17 protein-coding genes and 1 pseudogene are annotated in these 21,952 nt (G+C 73.7%); 8 read left to right on the top strand and 10 right to left on the bottom strand.

The features are described 5' to 3' along the window. Genes ABT296_RS32960 through ABT296_RS32950 form a run of 3 tightly spaced genes read left to right on the top strand, consistent with a single transcriptional unit; the run spans position 1 to position 4,688 of the window. On the top strand, positions 1 to 966 hold the full coding sequence (locus ABT296_RS32960) for a carbohydrate ABC transporter permease (RefSeq protein WP_351932829.1): 966 nt from the start codon (positions 1 to 3) through the stop codon (positions 964 to 966). Further along, a complete protein-coding gene (locus tag ABT296_RS32955; protein ID WP_351932828.1) occupies positions 963 to 1,793 on the top strand; it encodes a carbohydrate ABC transporter permease in 831 nt (276 codons plus the stop codon). The genes ABT296_RS32960 and ABT296_RS32955 overlap by 4 nt, the downstream gene beginning before the upstream one ends. Before the next feature lie 36 nt (positions 1,794 to 1,829). Then, a complete protein-coding gene (locus ABT296_RS32950) occupies positions 1,830 to 4,688 on the top strand; it encodes a glycoside hydrolase family 2 TIM barrel-domain containing protein (protein ID WP_351932826.1) in 2,859 nt (952 codons plus the stop codon). A 185-nt stretch (positions 4,689 to 4,873) separates the two neighbouring features. Here ABT296_RS32950 and ABT296_RS32945 read toward each other — a convergent pair. The 3 genes and pseudogenes from ABT296_RS32945 to ABT296_RS32935 all read right to left on the bottom strand — a co-directional run. Continuing rightward, positions 4,874 to 5,155, bottom strand: a pseudogene (locus ABT296_RS32945) (histidinol-phosphatase); the annotation flags it as partial. Positions 5,156 to 5,540: 385 nt separating this feature from the next. After that, positions 5,541 to 7,853 carry an ABC transporter permease gene (locus ABT296_RS32940; RefSeq protein ID WP_351932824.1) on the bottom strand — a complete coding sequence of 771 codons (2,313 nt, stop codon included), beginning with the start codon at positions 7,851 to 7,853 and terminating at the stop codon, positions 5,541 to 5,543. Then, a complete protein-coding gene (locus ABT296_RS32935; protein WP_351932822.1) occupies positions 7,850 to 8,551 on the bottom strand; it encodes an ABC transporter ATP-binding protein in 702 nt (233 codons plus the stop codon). The genes ABT296_RS32940 and ABT296_RS32935 overlap by 4 nt, the downstream gene beginning before the upstream one ends. Before the next feature lie 139 nt (positions 8,552 to 8,690). Here ABT296_RS32935 and ABT296_RS32930 point away from each other — a divergent pair, with 139 nt between their 5' ends. The 3 genes from ABT296_RS32930 to ABT296_RS32920 all read left to right on the top strand — a co-directional run bounded on the left by ABT296_RS32930 (position 8,691) and on the right by ABT296_RS32920 (position 10,815). Continuing rightward, a complete protein-coding gene (locus ABT296_RS32930; protein WP_351932820.1) occupies positions 8,691 to 9,500 on the top strand; it encodes a sensor histidine kinase in 810 nt (269 codons plus the stop codon). After that, positions 9,497 to 10,153: a response regulator gene (locus ABT296_RS32925; RefSeq protein WP_351932818.1), complete on the top strand. Its 657-nt coding sequence runs from the start codon at positions 9,497 to 9,499 to the stop codon at positions 10,151 to 10,153. Before ABT296_RS32930 ends, ABT296_RS32925 begins: the two co-directional genes overlap by 4 nt. Positions 10,154 to 10,236: 83 nt before the next feature. Beyond that, positions 10,237 to 10,815 carry a TetR/AcrR family transcriptional regulator gene (locus ABT296_RS32920; RefSeq protein WP_351932816.1) on the top strand — a complete coding sequence of 193 codons (579 nt, stop codon included), beginning with the start codon at positions 10,237 to 10,239 and terminating at the stop codon, positions 10,813 to 10,815. Here the strand turns inward: ABT296_RS32920 and ABT296_RS32915 are convergent. From ABT296_RS32915 to ABT296_RS32900, 4 genes are all read right to left on the bottom strand, one after another. After that, positions 10,773 to 11,567: an isocitrate lyase/PEP mutase family protein gene (locus ABT296_RS32915; RefSeq protein WP_351932814.1), complete on the bottom strand. Its 795-nt coding sequence runs from the start codon at positions 11,565 to 11,567 to the stop codon at positions 10,773 to 10,775. The two genes, ABT296_RS32920 and ABT296_RS32915, sit on opposite strands and share 43 nt — an antisense overlap. 44 nt (positions 11,568 to 11,611) lie before the next feature. Continuing rightward, positions 11,612 to 13,330 carry a DUF2264 domain-containing protein gene (locus tag ABT296_RS32910; RefSeq protein WP_351932813.1) on the bottom strand — a complete coding sequence of 573 codons (1,719 nt, stop codon included), beginning with the start codon at positions 13,328 to 13,330 and terminating at the stop codon, positions 11,612 to 11,614. Positions 13,331 to 13,422: 92 nt separating this feature from the next. After that, positions 13,423 to 14,469 carry a rhamnogalacturonan acetylesterase gene (locus tag ABT296_RS32905; protein ID WP_351932811.1) on the bottom strand — a complete coding sequence of 349 codons (1,047 nt, stop codon included), beginning with the start codon at positions 14,467 to 14,469 and terminating at the stop codon, positions 13,423 to 13,425. A gap of 152 nt (positions 14,470 to 14,621) precedes the next feature. Then, on the bottom strand, positions 14,622 to 16,118 hold the full coding sequence (locus ABT296_RS32900) for an RICIN domain-containing protein (RefSeq protein ID WP_351932809.1): 1,497 nt from the start codon (positions 16,116 to 16,118) through the stop codon (positions 14,622 to 14,624). Positions 16,119 to 16,344: 226 nt separating this feature from the next. Here ABT296_RS32900 and mmuM point away from each other — a divergent pair, with 226 nt between their 5' ends. Next, positions 16,345 to 17,253: a homocysteine S-methyltransferase gene (gene mmuM / locus ABT296_RS32895; RefSeq protein ID WP_351932807.1), complete on the top strand. Its 909-nt coding sequence runs from the start codon at positions 16,345 to 16,347 to the stop codon at positions 17,251 to 17,253. A 462-nt stretch (positions 17,254 to 17,715) separates the two neighbouring features. Here the strand turns inward: mmuM and ABT296_RS32890 are convergent, their stop codons facing one another. After that, a complete protein-coding gene (locus ABT296_RS32890; RefSeq protein ID WP_351932805.1) occupies positions 17,716 to 19,299 on the bottom strand; it encodes a carboxylesterase/lipase family protein in 1,584 nt (527 codons plus the stop codon). Positions 19,300 to 19,560: 261 nt separating this feature from the next. Here ABT296_RS32890 and ABT296_RS32885 point away from each other — a divergent pair, with 261 nt between their 5' ends. Then, positions 19,561 to 20,640, top strand: a complete 1,080-nt coding sequence (locus ABT296_RS32885) for a LacI family DNA-binding transcriptional regulator (RefSeq protein ID WP_351932803.1) — start codon at positions 19,561 to 19,563, stop codon at positions 20,638 to 20,640. Here ABT296_RS32885 and ABT296_RS32880 read toward each other — a convergent pair. Beyond that, positions 20,606 to 21,262: a ThuA domain-containing protein gene (locus ABT296_RS32880; RefSeq protein WP_351932801.1), complete on the bottom strand. Its 657-nt coding sequence runs from the start codon at positions 21,260 to 21,262 to the stop codon at positions 20,606 to 20,608. The two genes, ABT296_RS32885 and ABT296_RS32880, sit on opposite strands and share 35 nt — an antisense overlap. Before the next feature lie 52 nt (positions 21,263 to 21,314). After that, positions 21,315 to 21,899 (bottom strand): hypothetical protein, encoded by a 585-nt coding sequence (locus tag ABT296_RS32875; RefSeq protein WP_351932799.1) that lies wholly within the window; start codon positions 21,897 to 21,899, stop codon positions 21,315 to 21,317. Positions 21,900 to 21,952 lie beyond the last annotated feature (53 nt).

Genomic DNA, 21,952 nt, shown 5'->3' with positions numbered 1-21,952 from the left:
ATGTCGACGACCACCGCGCGCGGTGCCACCGAGAACCCCGCCGCCGAAGGGACCCCCGCGGTCCCCCGGCGGCGCGGGGTCCGGGGCCGCACCCTGAGCTTCTGGCTGTTCACCGGCCCGTTCCTGACCGGGCTGGTGATCTTCGTCTACGTCCCGATCGGCTGGAGCGCGTACCTGTCCTTCTTCGAGGCGCGCTACACCGTCACCCCCAGCGAGTTCATCGGCTTCGAGAACTACTCGTACATGCTGACGAACGACAAGTTCGTCGAGTCGCTCGTCACCTTCACCGTCTTCGCCGCCATCGTGGTGCCCGTCACCTGGGCGCTGTCGCTGGGGCTCGCGCTGATGGTGAACCGGATCCGCTTCATGCAGGCGTTCTTCCGGTCGGTGTTCTTCCTGCCGACGGCGGTCAGCTTCGTCGCCGCCTCGCTGATCTGGAAGATGTCCGTCTTCAGCGGTGTCCGCTTCGGCCTCGCCAACACCGTGCTGAGCTGGTTCGGCGTGGAGAACATCGCCTGGCTGGCCGACCCCGAACCGCCCTGGTACTGGCTGGTCATCGTCACCGTACGGCTCTGGCTCCAGGCCGGCTTCTACATGATCCTCTTCCTGGCGGCCCTGCAGAACATCCCGCCGGTGCTGTACGAGGCCGCCGCCATCGACGGCGCCCGCCCCGGCTGGCAGACCTTCCGCCACATCACCCTGCCGCAGCTGCGGGCGACCTCCACGGCCGTGATCCTGCTGCTCCTGGTCGCCGCCTACCAGGCGTTCGACGAGTTCTTCAACCTGCTCGCCAAGACCACCTGGGGCCGGCCGCCGCTGGTGGAGCTGTACTACACGGCCCTCGGCGAGAACCAGGACTACGGCGCCGGCAGCGCGGGCGCCATGATCCTCACCCTGCTGATCTGCACGGTCACCCTGCTCCAGGGGAAGCTCATGGGCTTCGGACGCGGGGAGGAGGCCAGGTGAGCACCCGACGCACGGCCACCACCGGCCTGTACATCGCCACCGGATTCGCCGCGTTCCTGTTCCTCGTCCCCTTCTATCTGATCGTCCGCAACGCCCTGTCCACCGATGCCGAGATCACCGGCGAGAACTGGAAGTTCTTCCCCACCGACATCCAGTGGGGCAACTTCACCGAACTCTTCGACGACCCCACGGTCCCCTTCGGCCAGTCCCTGTGGAACTCCGCGGTCGTCGGCGTGCTGCACACCGTCGGCACCCTGCTGGTCTGCTCGCTGGCCGGGTACGGGCTGGCCCGCATCCCCTACCGGCACGCCGACCGGATCTTCTACGCGGTCCTGGTGACGCTGATGGTGCCGACCGCCGTCACCTTCGTGCCCAGCTTCGTGCTGGTCTCCTCACTGGGCTGGGTGTCCTCGCTGCGCGGGCTGGTGATCCCGGGCCTGTTCAGCGGATTCACCTGCTTCCTGTTCCGGCAGTACTTCCTGGGGTTCCCCAGGGAACTGGAGGAGGCGGCACGGGTGGACGGGCTCGGCTACTGGGGCGCGTACTGGCGGATCGTGGTGCCGAACTCGCTGAACTTCTTCGCGGCCATCGCCACCATCACCTTCATCAGCGGCTGGAACGCCTTCCTGTGGCCCCTGGTCATCGGCCAGGACCAGGAGGCGTGGACGGTGCAGGTGGCGCTCTCCTCGTACATGACCAACCAGACCGTCAACTTCCATCTGATCTTCATGGCCACCGCCGTGTCGATCCTGCCCCTGGTGTTCGTCTTCCTGTTCCTTCAGCGCTGGCTGGTGCAGGGCGTCGCACAGACCGGCATCAAGGGCTGACCCCTCCTCCTCACCTCCCCCGAGACCTGGAGACCCATGTCGTCGCGCACCACCACCTACGTCGAGGACGTCTCGCCGGGCCGCGGGGCCCTCGCGCCCCGCGCCCGGTACGTGCACTCCGACGCCAAGACCCTCCCGCTGAACGGACCTTGGCACTTCAGGCTGTCGCCGACGGCGGACGCGGAGGACGACTCCTTCGCCGCCGAGGGGTACGACGCCACGGGCTGGGCGTCGGTGGAAGTCCCCGGCCACTGGGTCCTCCAGGGGCACGGTTCCCCCCTCTACACCAACCACCTCTACCCCTTCCCTGTGGACCCGCCGTACGTCCCGACGGAGAACCCGACCGGGGACCATCTGCGCCGCTTCGACCTGCCCGGGGACTGGCCGGAGCACGGCGGGGCGACGATCCGCTTCGACGGCGTGGAGTCCTGCGCCCGGGTCTGGCTGAACGGCACCGAGCTGGGCGAGTTCAAGGGGTCCCGGCTGCCGCACGAGTTCGCGGTCGGCCCCCTGCTGCGGCCCGTCGGCAACGTGCTCGCCGTCCGGGTCCACCAGTGGTCGGCCGGCTCGTACCTGGAGGACCAGGACCAGTGGTGGCTGCCCGGGATCTTCCGGGACGTCACCCTGCTGCACCGCCCGCCGGGCGCCGTCGGCGACTTCTTCGTGCACGCCTCCTACGACCATGTCACCGGCGCCGGCACGCTGCGGGTGGACTCCGAGGCCGGGGGCCGGGTGACCGTGCCGGAGCTGGGGCTCGACCTGGCGGCCGGCGAACCGGTGACCGTGCCGGTCGAGCCGTGGACCGCCGAGACACCCCGGCTGTACGACGGGGTACTGGCCACCGCGGGCGAGCGGGTGCCGCTGCGGATCGGCTTCCGCACGGTGCGGCTGGAGGACGGACTGATCAAGGTCAACGGCCGGGCCGTCCTGTTCCGGGGCGTCAACCGGCACGAGTGGCACCCCGAGCGGGGCCGGGCGCTGGACCTCGCGACGATGCGGGAGGACGTGCTGCTGATGAAGCGGCACAACATCAACGCCGTCCGCGCCTCCCACTATCCGCCGCACCCCGCATTCCTCGACCTGTGCGACGAGTTGGGCCTGTGGGTGATCGACGAGTGCGATCTGGAGACCCACGGCTTCACCGAGCAGGGCTGGCGCGACAACCCCGTCGACGACGACCGCTGGACGCCGGCCCTGCTGGACCGGGCGGCGCGGTTGGTCGAGCGGGACAAGAACCATCCCTCGGTGGTGTTCTGGTCGCTGGGCAACGAGGCCGGCACCGGGCGCGGTCTGACGGCGATGGCCGAGTGGATCCGCGGCCGCGACCCGGACCGGCTGCTGCACTACGAGGGCGACGCCAACTGCCGTGACACCGACGTCTATTCGCGGATGTACGCCTTCCACGACGAGGTCGAGCGGATCGGGCGCGGCCTGGACGGCGGCCCCCGCGGGCGACGCGAATTGCCCTTCCTGCTCTGCGAGTACGCGCACGCCATGGGCAACGGGCCCGGTGGACTCGCCGACTACCAGGCGCTGTTCGAGCACTACGACCGGCTCCAGGGCGGCTTCGTCTGGGAGTGGATCGACCACGGCATCCGCCACCCGGAACTCGGCTACGCGTACGGCGGCGACTTCGGGGAGGAGCTGCACGACGGCAACTTCGTCTGCGACGGACTGCTCTTCCCCGACCGGACGCCGTCGCCGGGGCTGGTGGAGTACAAGAAGGTCGTCGAGCCGGTCCGGTTCGAGGGCGACGGCACCGACGGCACCGTCCGTGTGGTCAACCGGTACGACTTCGCGGACCTGTCGGGTCTGGCGCTGGAGTGGTCGTACCAGGTGGACGGCGAGACGGTGGCCTCCGGGGCGCTGGCGTCGGCGCGGCTCGCGCCGGGCGGCTCGGCCGAGGTGAAGCTGCCTTCCCCGCCCGCCGGCGCCGGGGGCGGGGAGGCGTGGTGGACGCTGCGGGCGGTGCTCGCCGAGGACACCGCCTGGGCGCCCCGGGGGCACGAGGTGGCCTGGGCCCAAGTGCCGGTCACCGGGCCGGTGCGGCCCACCGCCGTGGCGGGTGCGGCGCCCGTCGTCCGGGAACGCCTCGTGCACCTGGGGCCGGGCACCTTCGACGCCCGCACCGGGGCGCTGCTCGACATCGGCGGGGTGCCGGTGAGCGGACTGCGGCTGGACGTGTGGCGGGCGCCCACCGACAACGACGAGGGCGCCGAGTGGCAGCCGGAGGTCTGCTACGGGACCCTCTGGCGCCGGCTCGGCCTGCACCGGATGCGGCACCGGCTGGACGGCGTGGAGCGGGACGCCGGTTCGTTGACGGTACGGACGCGGGTGGCACCCGCCGCCCGGGACGTCGGCCTCGGCACGGTGTACCGGTGGACCTCCGACGGCGAGCGGCTGCGGCTGACCGTGTCGGTGACCCCCGAGGGCGACTGGACGGTGCCGCCGCCCCGGCTCGGCGTACGGTTCGGGCTGGCCGGGGCGGACGCGGTGCGCTGGTTCGGCGGCGGGCCCGGCGAGGCGTACCCGGACAGCGGGACGGCGTCACGGATCGCTGGTTGGCGGTCCACCGTCGACGCCCTTCAGACCCCGTACGTCCGCCCGCAGGAGAACGGGGCGCGCGCCGACGTCCGCCGGGTGGAGCTGGGCGGGCTGCGGATCGAGGGTGACCCGGAGTTCTGGTTCACCGCGCGGCGCTGGACGAGCGAGCGGCTCGCCGAGGCCCGTCACTCGACCGACCTGACGCCCGGCGGCACGGTGTGGGTCAACCTCGACCACGCCCAGCACGGCATCGGCTCCCAGTCGTGCGGCCCGGGACCGCTGCCGCGGTACGTGCTGCGGGCGCGGGCCGCGCAGTTCGCCTTCGTGTTCTCGGCGGCGCGTGAGGGCTGACGGTCCCAGGGGTCCGCGGAGTTCGCCTCGTGGACGCGGGGACGCTCTCAGTGGTCCGCGCAGCACGGTGTCGGTTCGGGGACCTCGAAGGGGACCAGGGTGCCACCGGCGGCGGGCATGGCGGTCAGGACGAGGGTGCCCGACTGCCAGTGCGGGCGGACGTGTTCGCGGGTCGTCAGCCGGGCCGAGGGGGCGGGCGGGTCCGCGGCGCCCATCGCGCCGACGGCGGACCGGTTGCCGTCGGTGCCGCGCAGCCGCACGTACAACGGGCGTTCCAAGCGGCCGAGTTCGTAGGTGAGACGGACGGTGCCGGCCTTCTTGCCGGCCTCGTAGGACTTGACGACCTTTGCCGTCGGCGCGGTGAGGGTGTCCCGGTCCGCGGCCTCGCCGGTGACATCGCCCCGGACGACGTCGACGCGGGCCAACTCCATCTGGAAGCAAGCCCAGTTGGGGCCGCCGGCGAGAGCGTCCCACCCCAGGGGCGCGGGGAACTCGGCGACCAGCCCCCCACCAGGCCGCCCACGACCTCCGCGACGGCCAGCAAAGGTCCCATCCCGGCTGCGGCGCCGCGGGGGTTGCTCGCGCAGTTCCCCGCGCACCCAGGTGGGTGCGGCCCTGGCCAGCCGGACAGTTCCCACCCCAGGGGCGCGGGGAACTGCGCGACCAGCCCCCACCGGGCCGCACACGCACGACCTTCGCAAGGGGTTGCGTCCCGGCCGCGGCGCCGTAGGGGCTGCGCGCCCCCCAGGTGGGTGCGGGCCGGGCTCGCCGCACAGGTCCCACCCCAGGGGCGCGGGGAACTGCGCGACCAGCCCCCACCGGGCCGCACACGACACGCGGCCCCCGGCGGCGCTACTCGTTGCGGAGGACCTCCGCGATCGTCAGCCTCGCCGCGCGCCGCGCCGGAATCAGCGCGCCGAGCACCGCGATGGCGATCCCGGCGAGGGCGAGGCAGGCCAGGACCGGGGCCTGCCACACGTCCGTCATGTACGCGGGCAGCGTGATGCCGACCGCGTCCGCCATGCGCGGGACGACCAGTTCGTGGCCGAGGACCCCCAGGGGCACGCCGAACAGGGAGCCCGCGACCCCCAGTACCGCCATCGACGTCACCGTCATCGCCGTGACCTGGCGCGGGGTCATGCCGATGGACTTGAGCGTGCCCAGGTCCCGCCGGCGGTCGCGGGTGTTGAGGACGACGGTGTTGAAGACGCCGAGGCCGGAGACCAGGGCGAGCATCACGGTGAGCGCGGTGGCGGAGCCGATGATGGTCCGGGTGACGTTGTTGGGCCCCTGGGGTGCCGGGCTCAGCCCGGGGTCGGCGGCAGCGGCGGCGCGCGCGTAGACCTGCGGGTCGGTGCCGTCGCGCAGGGCGACGTGGTAGGCGATGGGCTTCTCGTCCGGGACCAGCGTGGTGAGCGTGGGCCAGTCGACGACGACCATCCGGGGGTCGTTCGACATGAACTCCCCGACCACGCGCACCCGTTCGGCCCGCTCGCCCTTCTCCAGCCGGATCAGGTCGCCGATCTCCAGGCCGTTGCGGCGCAGGAACGCCGATCCGGCGACGGCCTCACCGTCACCGCGCGTCCACCGTCCCCCCGTGAGCACGCTGTCCAGGCGGAGCCGGTCGCCACGGCGCGCTTCGAGCAGGACGCGGTCGGCGGAGCCGGTCATCCGTGTCTCGACGTCGGCGCGCGCGGTGACCTCGGCCGCGCCGGGCAGCGCGGCCAGCATCGCGTGGATCTCGCGGTCCGTGCGCCGCGGCAGGATCTCCCTGCCGTCCTCGAAGCTGCCCACGTACACGGTGACCTGGTAGGCGTCGCGGCCCGCGTTCCCGAACCGGTCCATGGTGGCCGCCAGCCCCGTCGCGAACGTCACGGTGGCCGCGCCGAGGACCACCGCGGCGAGGGTGAGCGCGCTGCGTCCCGGACGGGCGAACGGCAGCCCCAGGCCGAGGCTCAGCGAGCGGGGCAGCGGTCCGGCGGCCAGCAGGCGCTGGACTCCGAGGGCGCGTCCGGTGGCCGGCGCGCTGCCGGCGCTGATCGCGCGGGCCGCCGGCATCCGGTGGGCGCGCAGCGCGGGCGGCAGCGCGGCGAGGACGCAGACGGCGGGCATGCCGAACAGGGTCACGGCGTTCACCCAGGTCGCCACCGACACCTCGCCGTGGAAGACGCCCGCGTCGGGCCCGGTGAACACGAACCCGAAGAACGGCTCGGCCAGCAGATTGCCCAGGGCGGTGCCGAGCGCGCAGCCGAGCACCGCCGGCACGGAGATCATCGTGAGGTGGACGGCGAGCACCTGCCCGGGGGTGAAGCCCAGCGCCTTGAGCACGCCGATCTGCCGGAACCCGGAGATCACGGCGCCGCTGACGACGTTGGCGATGATCAGCACGGCCACCGCGACCCCGAGGACGCCGAAGGCCATCAGGTACGGGGTGTACGCCCGGGCCGAGCTGCTCACCTGTTCCTTGAGCGCGAGATGGGTGCGGGAGGCGGTGAGCGCGTCCGCGGGGAGGGCGTCGGTCACCTCGCCGAGCGCCGTGCGCAGCCGGTCCTCGGTGGTGTCGCCGGTGAAGCGGAACAGCATCTGGGTGGTCGTCGGGCGCAGCTCCGCCATCTGTCCGGGGGCGACCCAGGCGTCGGCGGTGGCGCTGAAATCGGCGGCGAACCCGACGACGGTGAGGGAGGGCCCGCCGGAGATCTCGATCTTCTTGCCGAGGTCGTCCGGGGCCCAGTCCGGGTCCCGCCGCAGGACGATCTCCCCGGGGCGGGTGGCCCAGCGGCCCGTCCACACGTCGAGCCGGTCCACCGGCCCGCCGGGGTCGGCCCGTCCGACCACGGTGAGCTCGCTGCCCAGACCGAACGTCCAGGCCCGGGCGCGGAGTTCGACGGATGCCTGCGCGAAGGGCCCGGCGGCGGCCTCGACCCCGGGCCGCCGGGCCGCCTCGGCGAGCCGTTCGTCGGAGACGGCGTCCGGGGCGAAGGCGGCGACCACATGCGGGCCGCGCTGCTCGCCGAAGGCGCGCTCGAACGGGGAGGAGGCCGCGTCGACCAGTCCGAGGGCGACCACCAGGGCCGCCGTGGAGGTCAGGGTGACCAGCGCGATCACGACCGTCTGGAGTCCGCGCCGCCGCACCGCCGCGCGGGCGGTCCGCCACACCGCCCTCATACCGACGGCTCCAGGGTGTGCTCGCCGGTGACCCGGCCGTCGGCGAGTTCGACGATCCGGCTGGCGCAGCGCCGCGCGAGATGATCGTCGTGGGTGACCAGGATCAGGGTCTGGCCGATCTGGTTGAGGTCGATCAGCAGGTCCATCACCTGTTCCCCGGAGCGGCTGTCGAGGGCGCCGGTCGGTTCGTCGGCCAGCAGCAGGGCGGGCCGGTTCATCAACGCCCGCGCCACGGCGACCCGTTGGCGTTCACCGCCGCTGAGTACGGCCGGGTGGGCGTTGCGGCGGTCGGCGATGCCCAGTTCCTCGAAGAGCTCCAGGGCGCGGCGGCGGGCCTGCCGGGCCGGGGTGCCGGTCAACTGGGCGGCCAGGGCCACGTTGTCGAGCGCCGAGAGGTCGTCGAGCAGGTTGAAGAACTGGAAGACCATGCCGATCCGGCGCCGCCGGTACAGGGCGAGCCCCTTCTCGGAGAGTTCCCCCACGTTCTCGCCGTGCACGAGGACCGAGCCGTCGGTCGGCCGGTCCAGGCCCGCGATCATGTTGAGCAGGGTGGACTTGCCGCACCCCGACGGCCCCATGACGGCGACCGACTCCCCCGCCGTGATCCGCAGCGAGACCCCGTCCAACGCCGTGGTCTCGCCGTACTCCTTGCGTACACCGTCGAGTCGTACGACGGCCGAGCTGTCCTCAGTGACCATGAGCGGGACGCTACGGGGCGCCCGGCGGCGGACACATCCCTCTCCGGACGGCACCCGGGAGGGCTTCTCATCCCGGGGATGCAGCCGCTGCATCCGGGGGCCGATGCGCGCGGCGGGCGGGTCTGCGAGGGTGAACCCCGTGTGGGAGTCGACGGTTGCGGTGGGGGCGTGCGCGGTGACGGTGTGCCTGGCGGTGGCGCTGGTACGGACACGGCGGCGCTGGCGTACGGCGGTGGGGGAACGGGGCTGGCTGTTGGAGCGGGAGCGGGAGAACGCGGCGGCCGCCGCGGTCGCGGCCGAACGGGAGCGCATCGCACGGGAGTTGCACGACATCGTGAGCCACAACGTCAGCCTGATGGTGGTGCAGGCCGGGGCGGCGAGGGAGGTGCTGGGCACCATGCCGGACGAGGCGGCGACGGCGCTGCGCGCGGTGGAGGACGCGGGGCGGGGCGCGATGACCGATCTGCGGCACCTGCTGGGCGTACTGGCGCCGTCCCCGGACGGCGAGGACGGCGAGGACGGTGCCGGGGGTCTCGCCCCGCAGCCCGGTCTCGGCCGGCTCGGCACCCTCGTCGACCGGGTCTCCTTCGCCGGACTGCCGGTGGAGGTACGGATCTCCGGCGAGGCGCGCCCGCTGCCGCAGGGAGTGGACGTGACGGCGTACCGCATCGTGCAGGAGGCGCTGACCAACGCCCTGCGGCACGGCGACGGCGGCCGGGCCGAGGTCACCGTGCGCTACGCCGACCACGCCCTGCGGGTCGAGATCCTCAACACCGGCGGCAGCGTCCTGACCGGCGGGGCCCCGCCGCGCGCGCCCCGGCCGGGCACGGGGCGCGGCCTGCTGGGGCTGCGCGAGCGGGTCGCGGTGTACGGCGGTGACCTGGACGCCCGCCGCCGACTGGGCGGCGGCTACCGGGTCCGGGCACGCATCCCGCTGGACCGCCCGTGACGGCGCCCCGGGTCCTGGTCGTCGACGACCAGACGCTGATCCGGACCGGTTTCCGGCTGATCCTCACCGCGCGCGGCATCGACGTGGCGGGGGAGGCGGCCGACGGGGCCGAGGCGGTGTCGCTCGCCCGTGAACTGGAGCCGGACGTGGTGCTGATGGACATCCGGATGCCGAACATGGACGGCCTGGAGGCCACCCGCCGGATCCTCGGCCGCTCCCCCGGCTGCCGGGTCCTGATGCTGACCACCTTCGACCTGGACCACTACGTCTACACGGCCCTGTCGATCGGGGCGAGCGGGTTCCTCCTCAAGGACGTCACGCCCGAACACCTGGCGGCGGCGGTACGCCTGGTCGACACCGGCGACGCGCTCCTGGCGCCGTCCATCACCCGGCGCCTGGTGGAACGCTTCGCGCCGTCGGCACCGGTCGAGCCGCCGCCGTCCCTCGCGCCGCTCACCCCGCGCGAGCGGGAGGTGCTGACCCTGCTGGGCCGCGGCCTGTCCAACGCGGAGCTGGCGGCCCTGCTCACCCTGAGCGAGGCGACGGTGAAGTCCCATGTGGCCCGCATCTTCGCCAAACTCGCCCTGCGCGACCGCGCGCAGGCGGTGGTGCTGGCCTACGAGACGGGGCTGGTGAGACCGGGGACGGACTGAGCGCGGCCTGTGCCGACGGGATCCGTTCCTGGAACCCCTAGCTTGTAGGCTTGGCATCCAAGGGAACGGAAGGCGGCCACGTCATGCCCCGTGCGGGTCTCACCGCCGATCGTGTCACCGCGGCCGCCGCGGATCTCGCCGACGAGGTCGGGCTCGACCGGGTCACCCTGTCGGCGCTGGCCCGGCACTTCGGTGTGAAGGACGCGAGCCTGTACTCGCATGTGCGCAGCCTGAAGGATCTGCGCACGCGGATCGCGCTGCTGGCGGGCGGGGAGCTGATCGACCGGATCGCACTGGCGGTCGCGGGCCGGGCGGGCCGGGACGCGCTGGCGGCGTTCGCGGGGGCCTACCGGGAGTACGCCCTGCTCCACCCCGGCCGGTACGCGGCCACCCAACTCCCCATGGACCAGGCGCTGATCGCCGGCTCCCCCGCGCTGCGCCGCACCGCGGACCTCACCTACGGCATGCTCCGCGCCTACGGACTTCAGGAGCCCGACCTGACCGACGCGGTGCGCCTGCTGCGCAGCACCTTCCACGGCTACTGCGCCCTGGAGTCGGCGGGCGCCTTCGGCGCGCCCCGGGAGGTGGACCGCTCGTGGGACAAGGCGGTGCGGGCGCTTCATGTGGCCCTGGAGCACTGGCCGGGCGAGGCGGACGCCTGAACGTCCTCGTAGGTCGGTGTGGCCCCGCCCGGCACCCGGCCGGCCCGGACGGCGGCGACCGCCTCGACGGCCGCGCCGAGCGCCCGCCGGTACGGCAGCGAACCGAGGCTGACCCGGCGTACGCCCAGGTCGGCGAGGCGCGGCAAGGAGGGGCCGTCGGGTGACCAGAGGATGTTGAGCGGCACGTCCAGCCAGTCGGTCAGCGCGGCGATCCGCGCCGGGTCGGTGAGTCCGGGGACGAACACGCCGTCGGCGCCCGCCTGTCGGTAGGCGTCGAGTCGGCGCCGGGTGTCCCGGTCGTCGCCGTCGCCGAGCCAGTGGGTGTCGGTGCGCGCGTTGACGAACAGGGTGGGCGCCGCCTTCTTCACGGCGGCGATCTTCGCGGCGTGCAGCGGGACGGACCCGAGGCCGTCCTCCAGGTTGATGCCCACGGCGCCCACCGCGAACAGCTGTCGGGCCAACTCCCCCACCGCGTCCGGGTCCTGAGCGAAACCGCCCTCCGCGTCGACGGTGAGCAGGAACGGTCCCCGCCCGAGTGTCAGCGCGAGCCGCAGGGTCTCGTCCCGGGTCACGGAGGCGCCGTCGGGGACGCCGGCCGCCGCGGCGACGGCGAGGCTGGTCGTGCCGACGGCGGGGAAGCCCTGCGCCGCGAACGCCGCCGCGGAGGCGTGGTCCCAGGCGTTGGGCAGCAGTAGGGGCTCGTCGCCGTGGTGGAGCCGGGCGAACGCGGTGGTCACAGCGGCGGGTGTCATAGGGCCGACGGTAGGCGGGGGTCGTTTCGGCGCCGGCCGAACCGTCACCGCCGCCCCTGGACCGTACGTCCCGGTCGGGTCACCTCCACCCGGCCCTGCGCCATCCGTACCCGCTGCTCGTCGCTGCCGGCCCAGCGCACCACGACCGTCCCGCCCTCGGCCGGATCGGCGATGACCTCGACCAGGTCGGCCAGGTCCGCGGGTTCGGGGTCCGCCGTGAGGCGCGCGACGGCGGCGAAGAGGGCCGGGGTGTCGCCGACGGCGCCCGTGAGGTCGTCGTCGAGGGCGATCGCGGGGGCCAGTTCGGCGCGCGGGCCGCCGGCGGCCGGCCAGCCGGTGACCCGGACGGAGGTCCCGGGCTCCGCGCCCGTCACCAGGTGGACGCGGACCTCCACCGCCCCGCGCACCAGGACCGCGCTGGTCACCCGGGCGCCGGAGGGGACGGTGTGCCGGGAGGCCGCCCAGCCGTCGCCGACGCCGAGCGGCTCGATGGCGGTGCGGCCCGGGTCGTCGCCGACGAACACGCTGTTGTCGTACGCCGATGACGGCGCGGTCGCCGTGGAGTACGCGAGCCGGGAGTAGTGGGGGTCGTAGCCGGGCTGCTCGGAGCCGTGGTTGTGGAGGCGGACCAGGCCGTCCGAAGTCGTGGACTGCACAAGCCAGTTGGGCGGTCCGATCGGGTGGGCGGCGTCCGGTCCCTCGGCCGGGGCGGGTTCCTCGGTCGCCGTCCACACCTCGTGCTCCGGGGGCAGCAGCAGGCACAGGAACGCCTTGCTCGCCCAGTAGGGGGAGGCGGGTCCGGAGTAGTCCTGGAGCACGGCGGGGTCGGGGCCGTGCCAGCCGAGGGTGAGCAGTCCCCGGTCGTCGACGGCGCCCCGCTCCAGGAAGTGGCGCAGGGCTCCCGAGGCGAGGCGGCGGGTGAGGCCCGGTGCCAGGGGGGTGTGGCCGGTGAGGGCGCCGAGCCACAGGGGCGCGGTGGTGGCGAAGCGGTAGGTCAGGGAGCGGCCCTGGCGCACAGGGGCGCCGTCGGCGGCGAACAGGCGGGCGTAGGCGTGCAGATGGCGGGAGAGCCGGCCGCCGTAGAGGTCCAGCAGGGCGGGGTCTTCGGCGAGCCAGGCGTGCAGCACCGGGTAGAGGTGCATCGCCCAGCCGTTGTAGTAGTCGAACTTGCGGCCGTCGCCGTCGGTGTACCAGCCGTCGCCGAGGTACCAGCGCTCGATGCGTTCCAGGCCGCGGTCGACGGCCTTGCGGGACGCCTCCGGTTCGTGGCCGACCGATTCCAGGAAGCCGCCCACGGTCACCGGGAACAACTCCCAGTTGCACGGCCAGGGTTCGGCGCTCAGGGCGTCCGCGAGCCAGTCGGCGGTCCGCTGCCGGACGGGGTCGTCCAGGCGGTCCCACAGCAGCGGTCGGGTCAGGCGCAGGGCGAGGGCGACGGACGCGGCCTCGACCAGGGGCTGGCCGCGGTGTTCGATGCGGGGCCACACACCGGCGGTGCCGGCCGCGAGTCCGTCGGCGTAGCGCTCCAGAGCGGTCCCGTCGCGGCGGAAGGCGGCCAGCAGCAGCGTACGGGCGTAGCCCTCCAGGCCGTCGGAGAGGCGCCCGGAGAAGCTCTGCCGGTCGCCGGGGAGGTGGTAGAGGGCGCGGTCGGCGGTGGCGTACGGCTCCACCGCGGCGAGGAGCCGGTCGGCGGCCGCCTCCCAGTGGGCCCGGGTGAAGCCGGTGCGAGGGCTCGCGGCGCGGTCCTCGGGCGGCAGCTGCATCGGTTCTCCCGTCGGCTCGGGGCGCCCGGGGCGCGGGCGCCGCGCGGCATGGACCTGGGGCGCCCCGGTTCCGGTCGGGACGCCCCAGGTGCTCATCCCACCCGCACCAGGCCCTCGGGCACCAGCCCCTGGGCCAGAAGTCCGTCACGGACCAGGGCCGCGTAGGCCGAGGCACCGCGCACCGAGGTGTGGGTGTTGTCGCGCTTCTCGTTGTAGAGGTACAGGGCCTTGGAGCCCTCGACGCCGAGCGACTCGACGAGCGCCTTGCTCTGCGCCGTCAGGTCGATCAGGGGTACCTCCTGGGCCTCGGCGACCGACCGGACTACCGCGGGATGGTCGACGCCCAGTCCGTTGACGAGGAGCGCGGTGCCGTTGTTCAGCGTGCCGTCGGAGTTGAACCAGCGGCGGACGATCGGGGTGACGAGGACGGGCCTGCCGCGCTCGGCCCGCACGCCGGCCACCAGTGTCTCCAGGTTGGCCCGGTAGGTGGCCTCGTCGGTGGTCTTGTCGTTGTGGGCGAGCTGGATGAGGACGAGGTCGCCGCGGCGGATCCGCGGCTGCACGGTGGCCCACAGTTGCGGGTTCCCCAGATAACTGACCGTACTCTCGCCGGAGTCGGCGTGGTTGGCGACGGACAGGCCCTTGCGCAGGTACTGCGGGAGCTGCTGGCCCCAGCCGTAGTAGGGGTCGCCGGGCTGGTCGCAGACGGTGGAGTCGCCCACCAGGAAGATCTGCCGGGCGTGCCGGGCGGGGGTCACCCGGATGCCGGCGAGGGCGGGTGCCGTGCCGCCGATGACGAGGTCGAGTCCGGCGGTGCCGTCGGCGCCGGTCGGCTCGCCCTCGGGGGTGCGGACGTCGACGGTGAAGCTGCGGACGACGCGTTCACCGGCCGGCGCGGCCGTCTCGGGGAGCAGCGCGCGCCGGGTCTCACCGGTGATCGCGGTGCCGGAGTCCGCGTCGCCGCCCAGCAGGACCTTCACGTCGTACGTGCCGGGCGGGACGTCGAAGTGGCAGGCGGTGTCGGTACAGCCGGCCAGGTCCCACCCGGGCCGGGCGGGACCCGCGGCCTGGGCGGGCAGGGCGCTCAGGACGGTGCTCAGCGTCACCACCGCCAGCACAGCGATGCTCGGACGTCTCACCGGCGACTCCTCCGTGAGGTCAACAGGGTCTGGCGCTGGACCGTACCGCCAATGGCAAGCGCTTTCTAGACCCTGGACGGGATTCACAACATCGCGAACCTCCCCTTTACGAAAGCCCTTTCAGGCTCCGGACAGGCAATGTCGACGCACCGTCAGGAGCCGCGCGTCCACTGCTGGTTGGTGCCCCCGTTGCAGGTGTAGGTGATGATCGCGGCGGAGTTGGCGGTGGACGCGCCGTTCACGTCGAGGCACCCGCCGGTGGCCCGGGAGACGACGTTGGCGTAGGAGCCGGCGGTGGTCACCGACCACTGCTGGTTCACCGCCGTGGCGTCGCAGTTCTCCTGGGTGACCGTGTTCGCGTTCTCCCGCACGCACAACGAGCTGTGCCGGAGGGCGAGTTGGTAGTAGCCGCCGCCGACGGACCTGAACCAGAGGCGCTGGTTGGCGCCGCCGTTGCAGTCGTACTGCTTGAGCTGCGCGCCCTGCCACTGCGACTGGCTCGTCACGTCGGCGCACCGCGCGGAGTGCCGGGCGATCAGCGTCTGGTACGTGGCGCTCGTACCGCTCACCGCTCCGGTGGCCGTGTCGACGGTGACCTCCGGGGTCCAGGACATCGACAGCGTGGTGGCGGTGGGGAAGGCCAACGGCAGCCAGACGTAACGGGAGTCGTTGACGGTGCCGCCGAAGGAGTTGCCCCAGCGGTCGCCGAGGTAGAGGTAGCCGGTGCCCGAACTCCCCTGCACGGGAAGGACGTACGCGGTCTGCGATCCGTAGGCCGTGGCGTCGCCGGTGTTCGCCATGGCGCTCCAGGGGCCGGACAGGGAGGTCGCGGTCGCGTACTGCTGCTGGTTGGGGCTCCAGCCGGTGGCCCCCGAGGTGAGCATGAAGTAGACGCCGCCGCGCTTGAACAGTGCGGGCGCCTCCCGGTGGCCGCCGTGCCAGGGGTCGGCGACCAGGGCGGCGACGCCCGTGTAGTCGGCGGTCAGCCGGTAGATGTGCAGGTCGTAGTTCTCCCGGGCGGCCGAGACCATGTAGCCGGTGCCGTCGGTGTCGACGAAGACCGTGATGTCCCGGGACATGTGGGCGCCCAGCGGGCGGAAGCTGCCCTGCCAGGTGTAGTCGCCGTCGACGGTGTCGGAGACGGCGACCGCGGCCCGGGCCTCGCTGTAGTCGACGCCGTTCTCCTTGTGCATCCACATCACGAACGTGCCGGTCGCCGCGTTGTACATCACCTTGGGACGCTCGATGTTGGCGGTGGCCAGCTCGGGGTCGCTCGCCTCGGTGAGGACGTGGTTGCGGAACTCCCAGGTCTTCAGGTCGGTGGAACGGTAGGCGTCGACGTAGCGGAAGGTGTTGTCGGCGTTGCGGTGCTCGCCGAACCAGTAGTAGTAGGCGCCGACCTTGATGACCCCGCCGCCGTGGGCGTGCACGGGGTTGCCCGAAGTGTCCTTGAACTGTGTGCCGTTGGCGACGGTCTGGGCCGCCGCGTGGGCCGGCCCCGCGGTGGCCAGGGCGCCGGCCAGCGTCAGGCAGAGGGCGAGCAGGATCGCGTACGCGCGTCTCGCGGCGCGGGCGGCCGCGGGCAGGGCGCGGCCCGTCGGTGTCGGTGGGCGGCTCGGGATGTGCGGCAGATCGTGTGCGCGGCTCATGCGGACTGCCTCTCGGGGGGGTGGTGACGTGGGGACACGCTCCGGATGTTCGACATCACGGACGACATCTGTGATTACGGACGCCGAAAAGGTAGAGGTGTGTCATGGAACGGTCAACGGTGTCGGCGTGCACGGTCGGGACCTGGTCCCACATTCCGGTCACCCCGCCCATTCCTCGGACGGGTCCGGGCGCTCCACTCGGCCACGGTTCGACTAGCGTCGAGGCATGACCAGCGCCACCGCGTTCGCCGAGGCCCTCGCCGGGGGTCCGCTCGTCCTGGACGGCGGGATGTCCAACCAGCTGGAGTCCGCCGGGCACGATCTCGGTGACGAGCTGTGGTCGGCGCGGCTGCTCGCCGAGCGGCCCGAGGCGATCACCGAGGCGCACCTCGCCTACTTCGAGGCCGGCGCGGACGTCGCGATCACCGCGAGCTACCAGGCCACCTTCGAGGGGTTCGCGGGGCGCGGGATCGGCCGGGAGCGGGCCGCCGGGCTGCTCGCGCTCAGCGTGGAGCTGGCCCGCGAGGCGGCGCGCCGGGCCGGTACGGGGCGCCCGCTGTGGGTGGCGGCGTCCGTCGGGCCGTACGGCGCGATGCTCGCCGACGGCTCCGAGTACCGCGGCCGCTACGGCCTCTCCGTCTCCGAGCTGGAGCGCTTCCACCGGCCCCGTCTCGAGGTGCTGGCCGGTGCCGGGCCCGACGTCCTGGCGCTGGAGACGGTGCCGGACGCGGACGAGGCGCGGGCCCTGGTGCGGGCGGTGCGGGGGCTGGGGGTGCCGGCCTGGCTGTCGTACTCGGTGGCCGGCGGGCGGACCCGTGCCGGGCAGTCGCTGGAGGAGGCGTTCGCGGTGGCCGCCGAGGCGGACGAGGTCATCGCGGTGGGCGTGAACTGCTGTGCGCCGGGGGATGTGGGTGCGGCCGTCTCTACGGCGGTGCGGGTTACCGGCAAGCCGGTGGTTGTCTACCCGAACAGCGGGGAGGTCTGGGACGCGGCGGCCCGCGCCTGGCGGGGGCGCTCGACCTTCGGCCCGGCGCAGGTGCGGGGCTGGCACGAGGCGGGCGCCCGCCTCCTCGGCGGTTGCTGCCGCGTGGGGCCGTCGGCGATCCAGGGCATCGCGGGGGCGCTACGGGGGTAGCCGGCTTGCTCCGGCGGGTCGTCTGCGGCGCCGCGCGGGCTGATCGCGCAGTTCCCCGCGCCCCTATGGGGTGCTTCCCCCAAGGGCAGGTTGGGGATGGGCTGTCGGTTGGTACTGGTGTAGCGCGGATTCCCGTGGGCGGGGGTCCGCCTCCTGCGCTCTCGGCGACGCCCTCAAGGGGCGCGGGGAACTGCGCAACACCAGCACCAACCGACAGCTCAGTCACAACCCCGCCCAGGGACGCGCCCCATAGGGGCGCGGGGAACTGCGCGACGTCAGCACGAGTGGACGGTTCGGTCTCAACTCCGGTGTGAGGGAGCGTCCTGAAGGGGCGCGGGGAACTGCGCGACACCAGCACCAACCCGCGGCCCACCCCAACCCCGGGACGGGAAAGCACCCCAAGGGGCGCGGGGAACTGCGCGGCCGGACCAAGTGGCGCCGCGCCCGCAGGCGCAGGGCGCGTCAGTGGCGGCGGACCGCGCCCGGCAGGCGTAGGCGTCGTACGACCGAGCGGAGTTCCGTCGTGCGTATCCCGCCGTCGGCGGGCACCGGCACCGAGGAGAGGGCCGGCGCCTCGGGGACGGGGGCCGCGGCCCACAGGGCCAGCTCCCGGTCCCGCGGACCGAGGACCGTGTGCGGCGCCCCCGCCCCGAACACCCGCACCGGATGATCCGCCCCCCAGTGCCGCCAGCCCGGCTCACCGACGGAGGCGAACCGAACCCACGCCCCGTGCATCGCCTCGGACAGCTCGCCCGGAGCCCCCTCCCCCGCCAGCCGCACCGACGCCGGCGTCTCCCCGGTGCCGAACACGAACCCCAGCTCAAGGGAGTGGCAGGCGCCGAGACCGGGCCGGTTGGAGGGCCAGGCGAACTCGTAGACCCAGGAGGTGTCCGGCCGCGCGTCCGCCAGCCGGTGGAGCGGAATCCGCAGCAGGTGGTCGGTGACCATCTGCCCGACCGTCTCGGCGGTACCAGCCTCGGGATGCAGCGTGCGGTAGCCGCGCGGCACCTCGTGCCCGCAGCGGCAGCGGGCCATGGCCCCGGCCAGCGCGACCGCGCCGAGCCGGTCGACCCGCTCCAGGAGCCCGCCCGGCACCAGCCACAGCCGGTACTCCTCGCTGGTCCAGCCGGCCATCACCTCGACCCCGGCCGCCGCCCCGCCCTCGGTCAGCGCCTCCAGGGGATCGCGCGGCACGAGGTCGCCGTCGACGACGACACCGAAGGCGGGCCCGCCGAGCACCGGGCTGCTGAGCCGCCCGACGTCGGCCTGGGTGCGCAGCAGCAGCTCCCGGTCGACCTCGGCGAAGGCGGCGGCCGTGGCCGGGACCTTCAGCCGGGCGGCCATCCGGCGCACCATCCGCCGCACCTTGTCCCGCTCGGCGGCCTCGGGCGGGCCGCTCTGCAGGATCGCCCGCCGCACCAGGCCCTGGGCCTGCGGGGCGGCCAGCAGGGCCCCCGCGCTGATGGCCCCGGCGGACTGTCCGAAGAGGGTGATCCGGCCGGGGTCGCCGCCGAAGGCCGCGATCGAGGCGTGCACCCACTCCAGGGCGGCGAGCTGGTCCCGCAGCCCGGGGTTGGCGGGGGCGTCCGGGAACAGCCCGTACCCCTCGACGCCGAGCCGGTAGTTGACCGAGACCAGCACGATCCCGTCCCGGGCGAAGTGCCGCCCGTCGTACACGGGCACCGCGGAGGACCCGCGGGTCAGCGCGCCGCCGTGCAGCCACACCATGACGGGCAGCCGGGCGCCCGGGTCCGGGTCGGGCGTCCACACGTTGAGGTTGAGACAGTCGTCGCCCGCCACCACGGGGTCGGACAGGTACTGGGCGAAGGCCTCGGAGTACGGCGGTTTCGGCGCCGTCGGCCCGAACGCCCCGGCGTCGCGGACGCCGTCCCAGGGCTCCGGCGGCTCGGGCGGCCGGAAGCGGCGGGGGCCGAAGGGGGGTGCCGCGTAGGGGATGCCCCGGAAGACCGCGACGCCCCCCTCGTATCTGCCACGCACAGCCCCGTGGGGGGTGTCGACCACGGGGTTCGTCGAGTCCGCCGGCATGTACCCACCAGCCCTTCGCCAACGCTCCGGCACCGTTCACATCAGAGCACCACATCGCCCGGATGTATTCCGGCGGAGAGCGTCGGCGCTGACCCACTCGGGTGACACCCGCCGGTACCACGCCCAAGCCCTCCCGAGGCCGGTGTTCGGCATGTCGAAAGCCCCTGCCCGCCCGGAGCCCCTGGGGCCACCGGCCTCTTCCCGCCGTCCGGCCGCGAACCTAGGGTAGGAAGCGCTTACTATCCGGAGAGGCGGTTCCCCATGGTCCGTACGGGGAGTACGAGCGTGGCGGCCGGGCCGACCCTGGCGGTCGTCGCCCGGGAGGCAGGGGTGTCCGTGCCCACCGCCTCCAAGGTCGTCAACGGGCGCGAGGACGTCGCCCCCGAGACCCGGCGCCGGGTCACGGAGGCCCTGGACCGGCTCGGCTACGTCCGCAGACCCCGCTTCGACGCGGTCCGCACCCCCGGCCTGGTCGACCTGGTGGTGCACTCGCTGGACACCTCCTCCTCCGGCGCGGTCCTGCACGGGGTGGAGGCGGCGGCCCATGACGCCGGCCTCGAGGTGGTCGTCTCGGCCGGGCTGCCGCGCTCCGTGGGCGGCCGGTCCGAGCGCGACTGGCTGGACAAGCTCACCGCCCGCGGCTCCTCGGGCGCGCTGTTCCACCTGCCCGATCTGACGGCCGTCCAGTTCGGGCGGCTGGAGCAGCACCGCATCCCGTTCGTGATGATCGACCCGGTCCTCGAACCGCCGCCGGGCGTGGTGTCGGTGGGCGGGGCGAACTGGCAGGGCGGGGTGACGGCGACCGAGCATCTGCTGGCCCTGGGGCACGAGCGGATCGCCGTGGTCGGCGGCCACCAGCGCACGACGGCGTGCTCGGCGAGGGTGGCCGGCTACCGGTCGGCGCTCGCCTCGGCGGGGGTGCGGCACCGGCCGGAGTACATCCGTCACGCGGGCGCCGACGAGAACCTGGCCCGGCGCCGCACGCGGGAGCTGCTGGACCTGGCTGAGCCCCCGACGGCGGTCTTCGTCTGCTCGGACCGGCTGGTCCACGGGGTGTACGACGCCCTGGCCGAGCGCGGTCTCGCCGTGCCGGAGGACGTCAGCGTGGTCGGCTTCGACGATCTGCCGGAGTCCCGCTGGATCACCCCGGCACTCACCACGGTCCGTCAGCCGCTCTCCGAGATCGCGGCGACCGCGCTGCGGCTGCTGGTGCGGACGATGGACGGCGACCGCCCGGAGAGCACCCGCACCGAGCTGTCCACCCGGCTGGTGGAGCGGGCGAGCACGGCGCCGCCGTGCCGGTCGCTCAGCTCCCGGCCGTGCGCCGCGCCGCCCAGGTGATGCCGCCCCGCAGATGGGCCCGGAAGTCCGGGTCGGCGTAGAGCTCGGCCGCGTGGCCGAGGGCGGTGTAGAAGACGCGGCCCGCGCCCTGTTCGCGGCACCAGGCGAGGGGGTGGTCGGCGCCCATGCCGCCGCCCTCGTAGGAGGACTCGTCGGCGCTGACCAGCACCCTCGCGTCCGGGCGGGGGCTGACGTCGAAGTCGTACCACTCGTCGGTGAGTTCCCAGACGGGCGGCAGATGGCGGGTGGCCGGGTGGTCCCGGTCCTCGACCGGGGCACGGCCGGGCTGGAGCCGGGGGTGGCGGGTGAAGCGGGCGCCCAGCAGCCGCCCGTAGTACGGCCAGGCGTACTCCGTGCAGGCCGCAGCGTGCACCCCGACGAATCCGCCGCCCGCCTCCACGTACCGCGCGAGCCGCTCCCGCCCGGCGGGGGTGAGCACGTCACCGCTGGTGGAGAGGAAGACGACGGCGGCGTACGCCTCCAGCGGTGCGGCCACCGCGGCCGGGTCCTCGCTGTGGTCGACGGTGAAGCCGCCCAGGGTGCGCAGACGGTCGACGCCGGCCGGGATGGAGTCGTGACGGTAGTCGGCGGTGCGCGTGTAGACGAGAAGCCGGGGACTCATGTCCGTTGACCCTAGGCGCTGTTGGCCGCACCGATCCACACATGACGGAGCCTCAGCCGGTGGCGTTCTGGTCGTTGTCGGGGGCGCCGTCGCCGACCGGTGGGAGGTCGCCGCGTTCCACACCTGCCCCGCCCGTGCTCGCCGACTCCGGGAGCAGGGCGTCCAGTTCGCCCTCGGACGGCCGGTGCACGGCGAGGGCGGCCTCCCGCAGCACGTCCCGGGGGATGCCCGCACCGCCGACCCGCACCACATGGCCCTTCTTCGGTACGGCGTACTCCTGGCCGCGGTACCAGATCTCGCCCTCCCGCTCGCAGGGCGCCGTCGCCCCCTCGGCGCAGTCCGCGGCGGTGACCGTGCCGCGGTCCACGGAGAGCTGGAGCTGCGCCCCGCCGTCCTCGGCGACGTACACGGCCGAGAAGCCGTCGCCGCCGAGCACGCCCACCGACTGCCGGGCGAGGGTGAAGCCGGGTACGTCGGTGACGTAGACGTGCTCCGGCGCGACACCGAGGGCGGAGGCCCGCGCGGCGATCTCGGCCGGGGCCGCGGCCGGGTCGCCGCCGGCCTTCTCGCTGCCGCAGGCCGTGAGCAGCACCGATGTGAACAAGAGCAAGGACGGAAGACCCCGTTGACACTTCATTCGGCCATCCTGCCGCACACGCGTTCTCATCCGGTGTCCGTTTCCTTCAAGAC

This window comes from Streptomyces sp. NPDC000983 (assembly GCF_040299205.1).
Classification (GTDB): domain Bacteria; phylum Actinomycetota; class Actinomycetes; order Streptomycetales; family Streptomycetaceae; genus Streptomyces.
This window is presented reverse-complemented; position numbering and strand designations above follow the sequence as displayed.

Excerpts from the sequence above, each read along its gene's own strand:
- ABT296_RS32915 (WP_351932814.1), bottom strand. The coding sequence starts at position 11,567 with ATGACACCCGCCGCTGTGACCACCGCGTTCGCCCGGCTCCACCACGGC.
- ABT296_RS32885 (WP_351932803.1), top strand. The coding sequence starts at position 19,561 with ATGGTCCGTACGGGGAGTACGAGCGTGGCGGCCGGGCCGACCCTGGCG.
- ABT296_RS32900 (WP_351932809.1), bottom strand. The coding sequence starts at position 16,118 with ATGAGCCGCGCACACGATCTGCCGCACATCCCGAGCCGCCCACCGACA.
- ABT296_RS32920 (WP_351932816.1), top strand. The coding sequence starts at position 10,237 with ATGCCCCGTGCGGGTCTCACCGCCGATCGTGTCACCGCGGCCGCCGCG.
- ABT296_RS32950 (WP_351932826.1), top strand. The coding sequence starts at position 1,830 with ATGTCGTCGCGCACCACCACCTACGTCGAGGACGTCTCGCCGGGCCGC.
- ABT296_RS32960 (WP_351932829.1), top strand. The coding sequence starts at position 1 with ATGTCGACGACCACCGCGCGCGGTGCCACCGAGAACCCCGCCGCCGAA.
- mmuM (WP_351932807.1), top strand. The coding sequence starts at position 16,345 with ATGACCAGCGCCACCGCGTTCGCCGAGGCCCTCGCCGGGGGTCCGCTC.
- ABT296_RS32935 (WP_351932822.1), bottom strand. The coding sequence starts at position 8,551 with ATGGTCACTGAGGACAGCTCGGCCGTCGTACGACTCGACGGTGTACGC.
- ABT296_RS32890 (WP_351932805.1), bottom strand. The coding sequence starts at position 19,299 with ATGCCGGCGGACTCGACGAACCCCGTGGTCGACACCCCCCACGGGGCT.
- ABT296_RS32940 (WP_351932824.1), bottom strand. The coding sequence starts at position 7,853 with ATGAGGGCGGTGTGGCGGACCGCCCGCGCGGCGGTGCGGCGGCGCGGA.
- ABT296_RS32875 (WP_351932799.1), bottom strand. The coding sequence starts at position 21,899 with ATGAAGTGTCAACGGGGTCTTCCGTCCTTGCTCTTGTTCACATCGGTG.
- ABT296_RS32910 (WP_351932813.1), bottom strand. The coding sequence starts at position 13,330 with ATGCAGCTGCCGCCCGAGGACCGCGCCGCGAGCCCTCGCACCGGCTTC.
- ABT296_RS32880 (WP_351932801.1), bottom strand. The coding sequence starts at position 21,262 with ATGAGTCCCCGGCTTCTCGTCTACACGCGCACCGCCGACTACCGTCAC.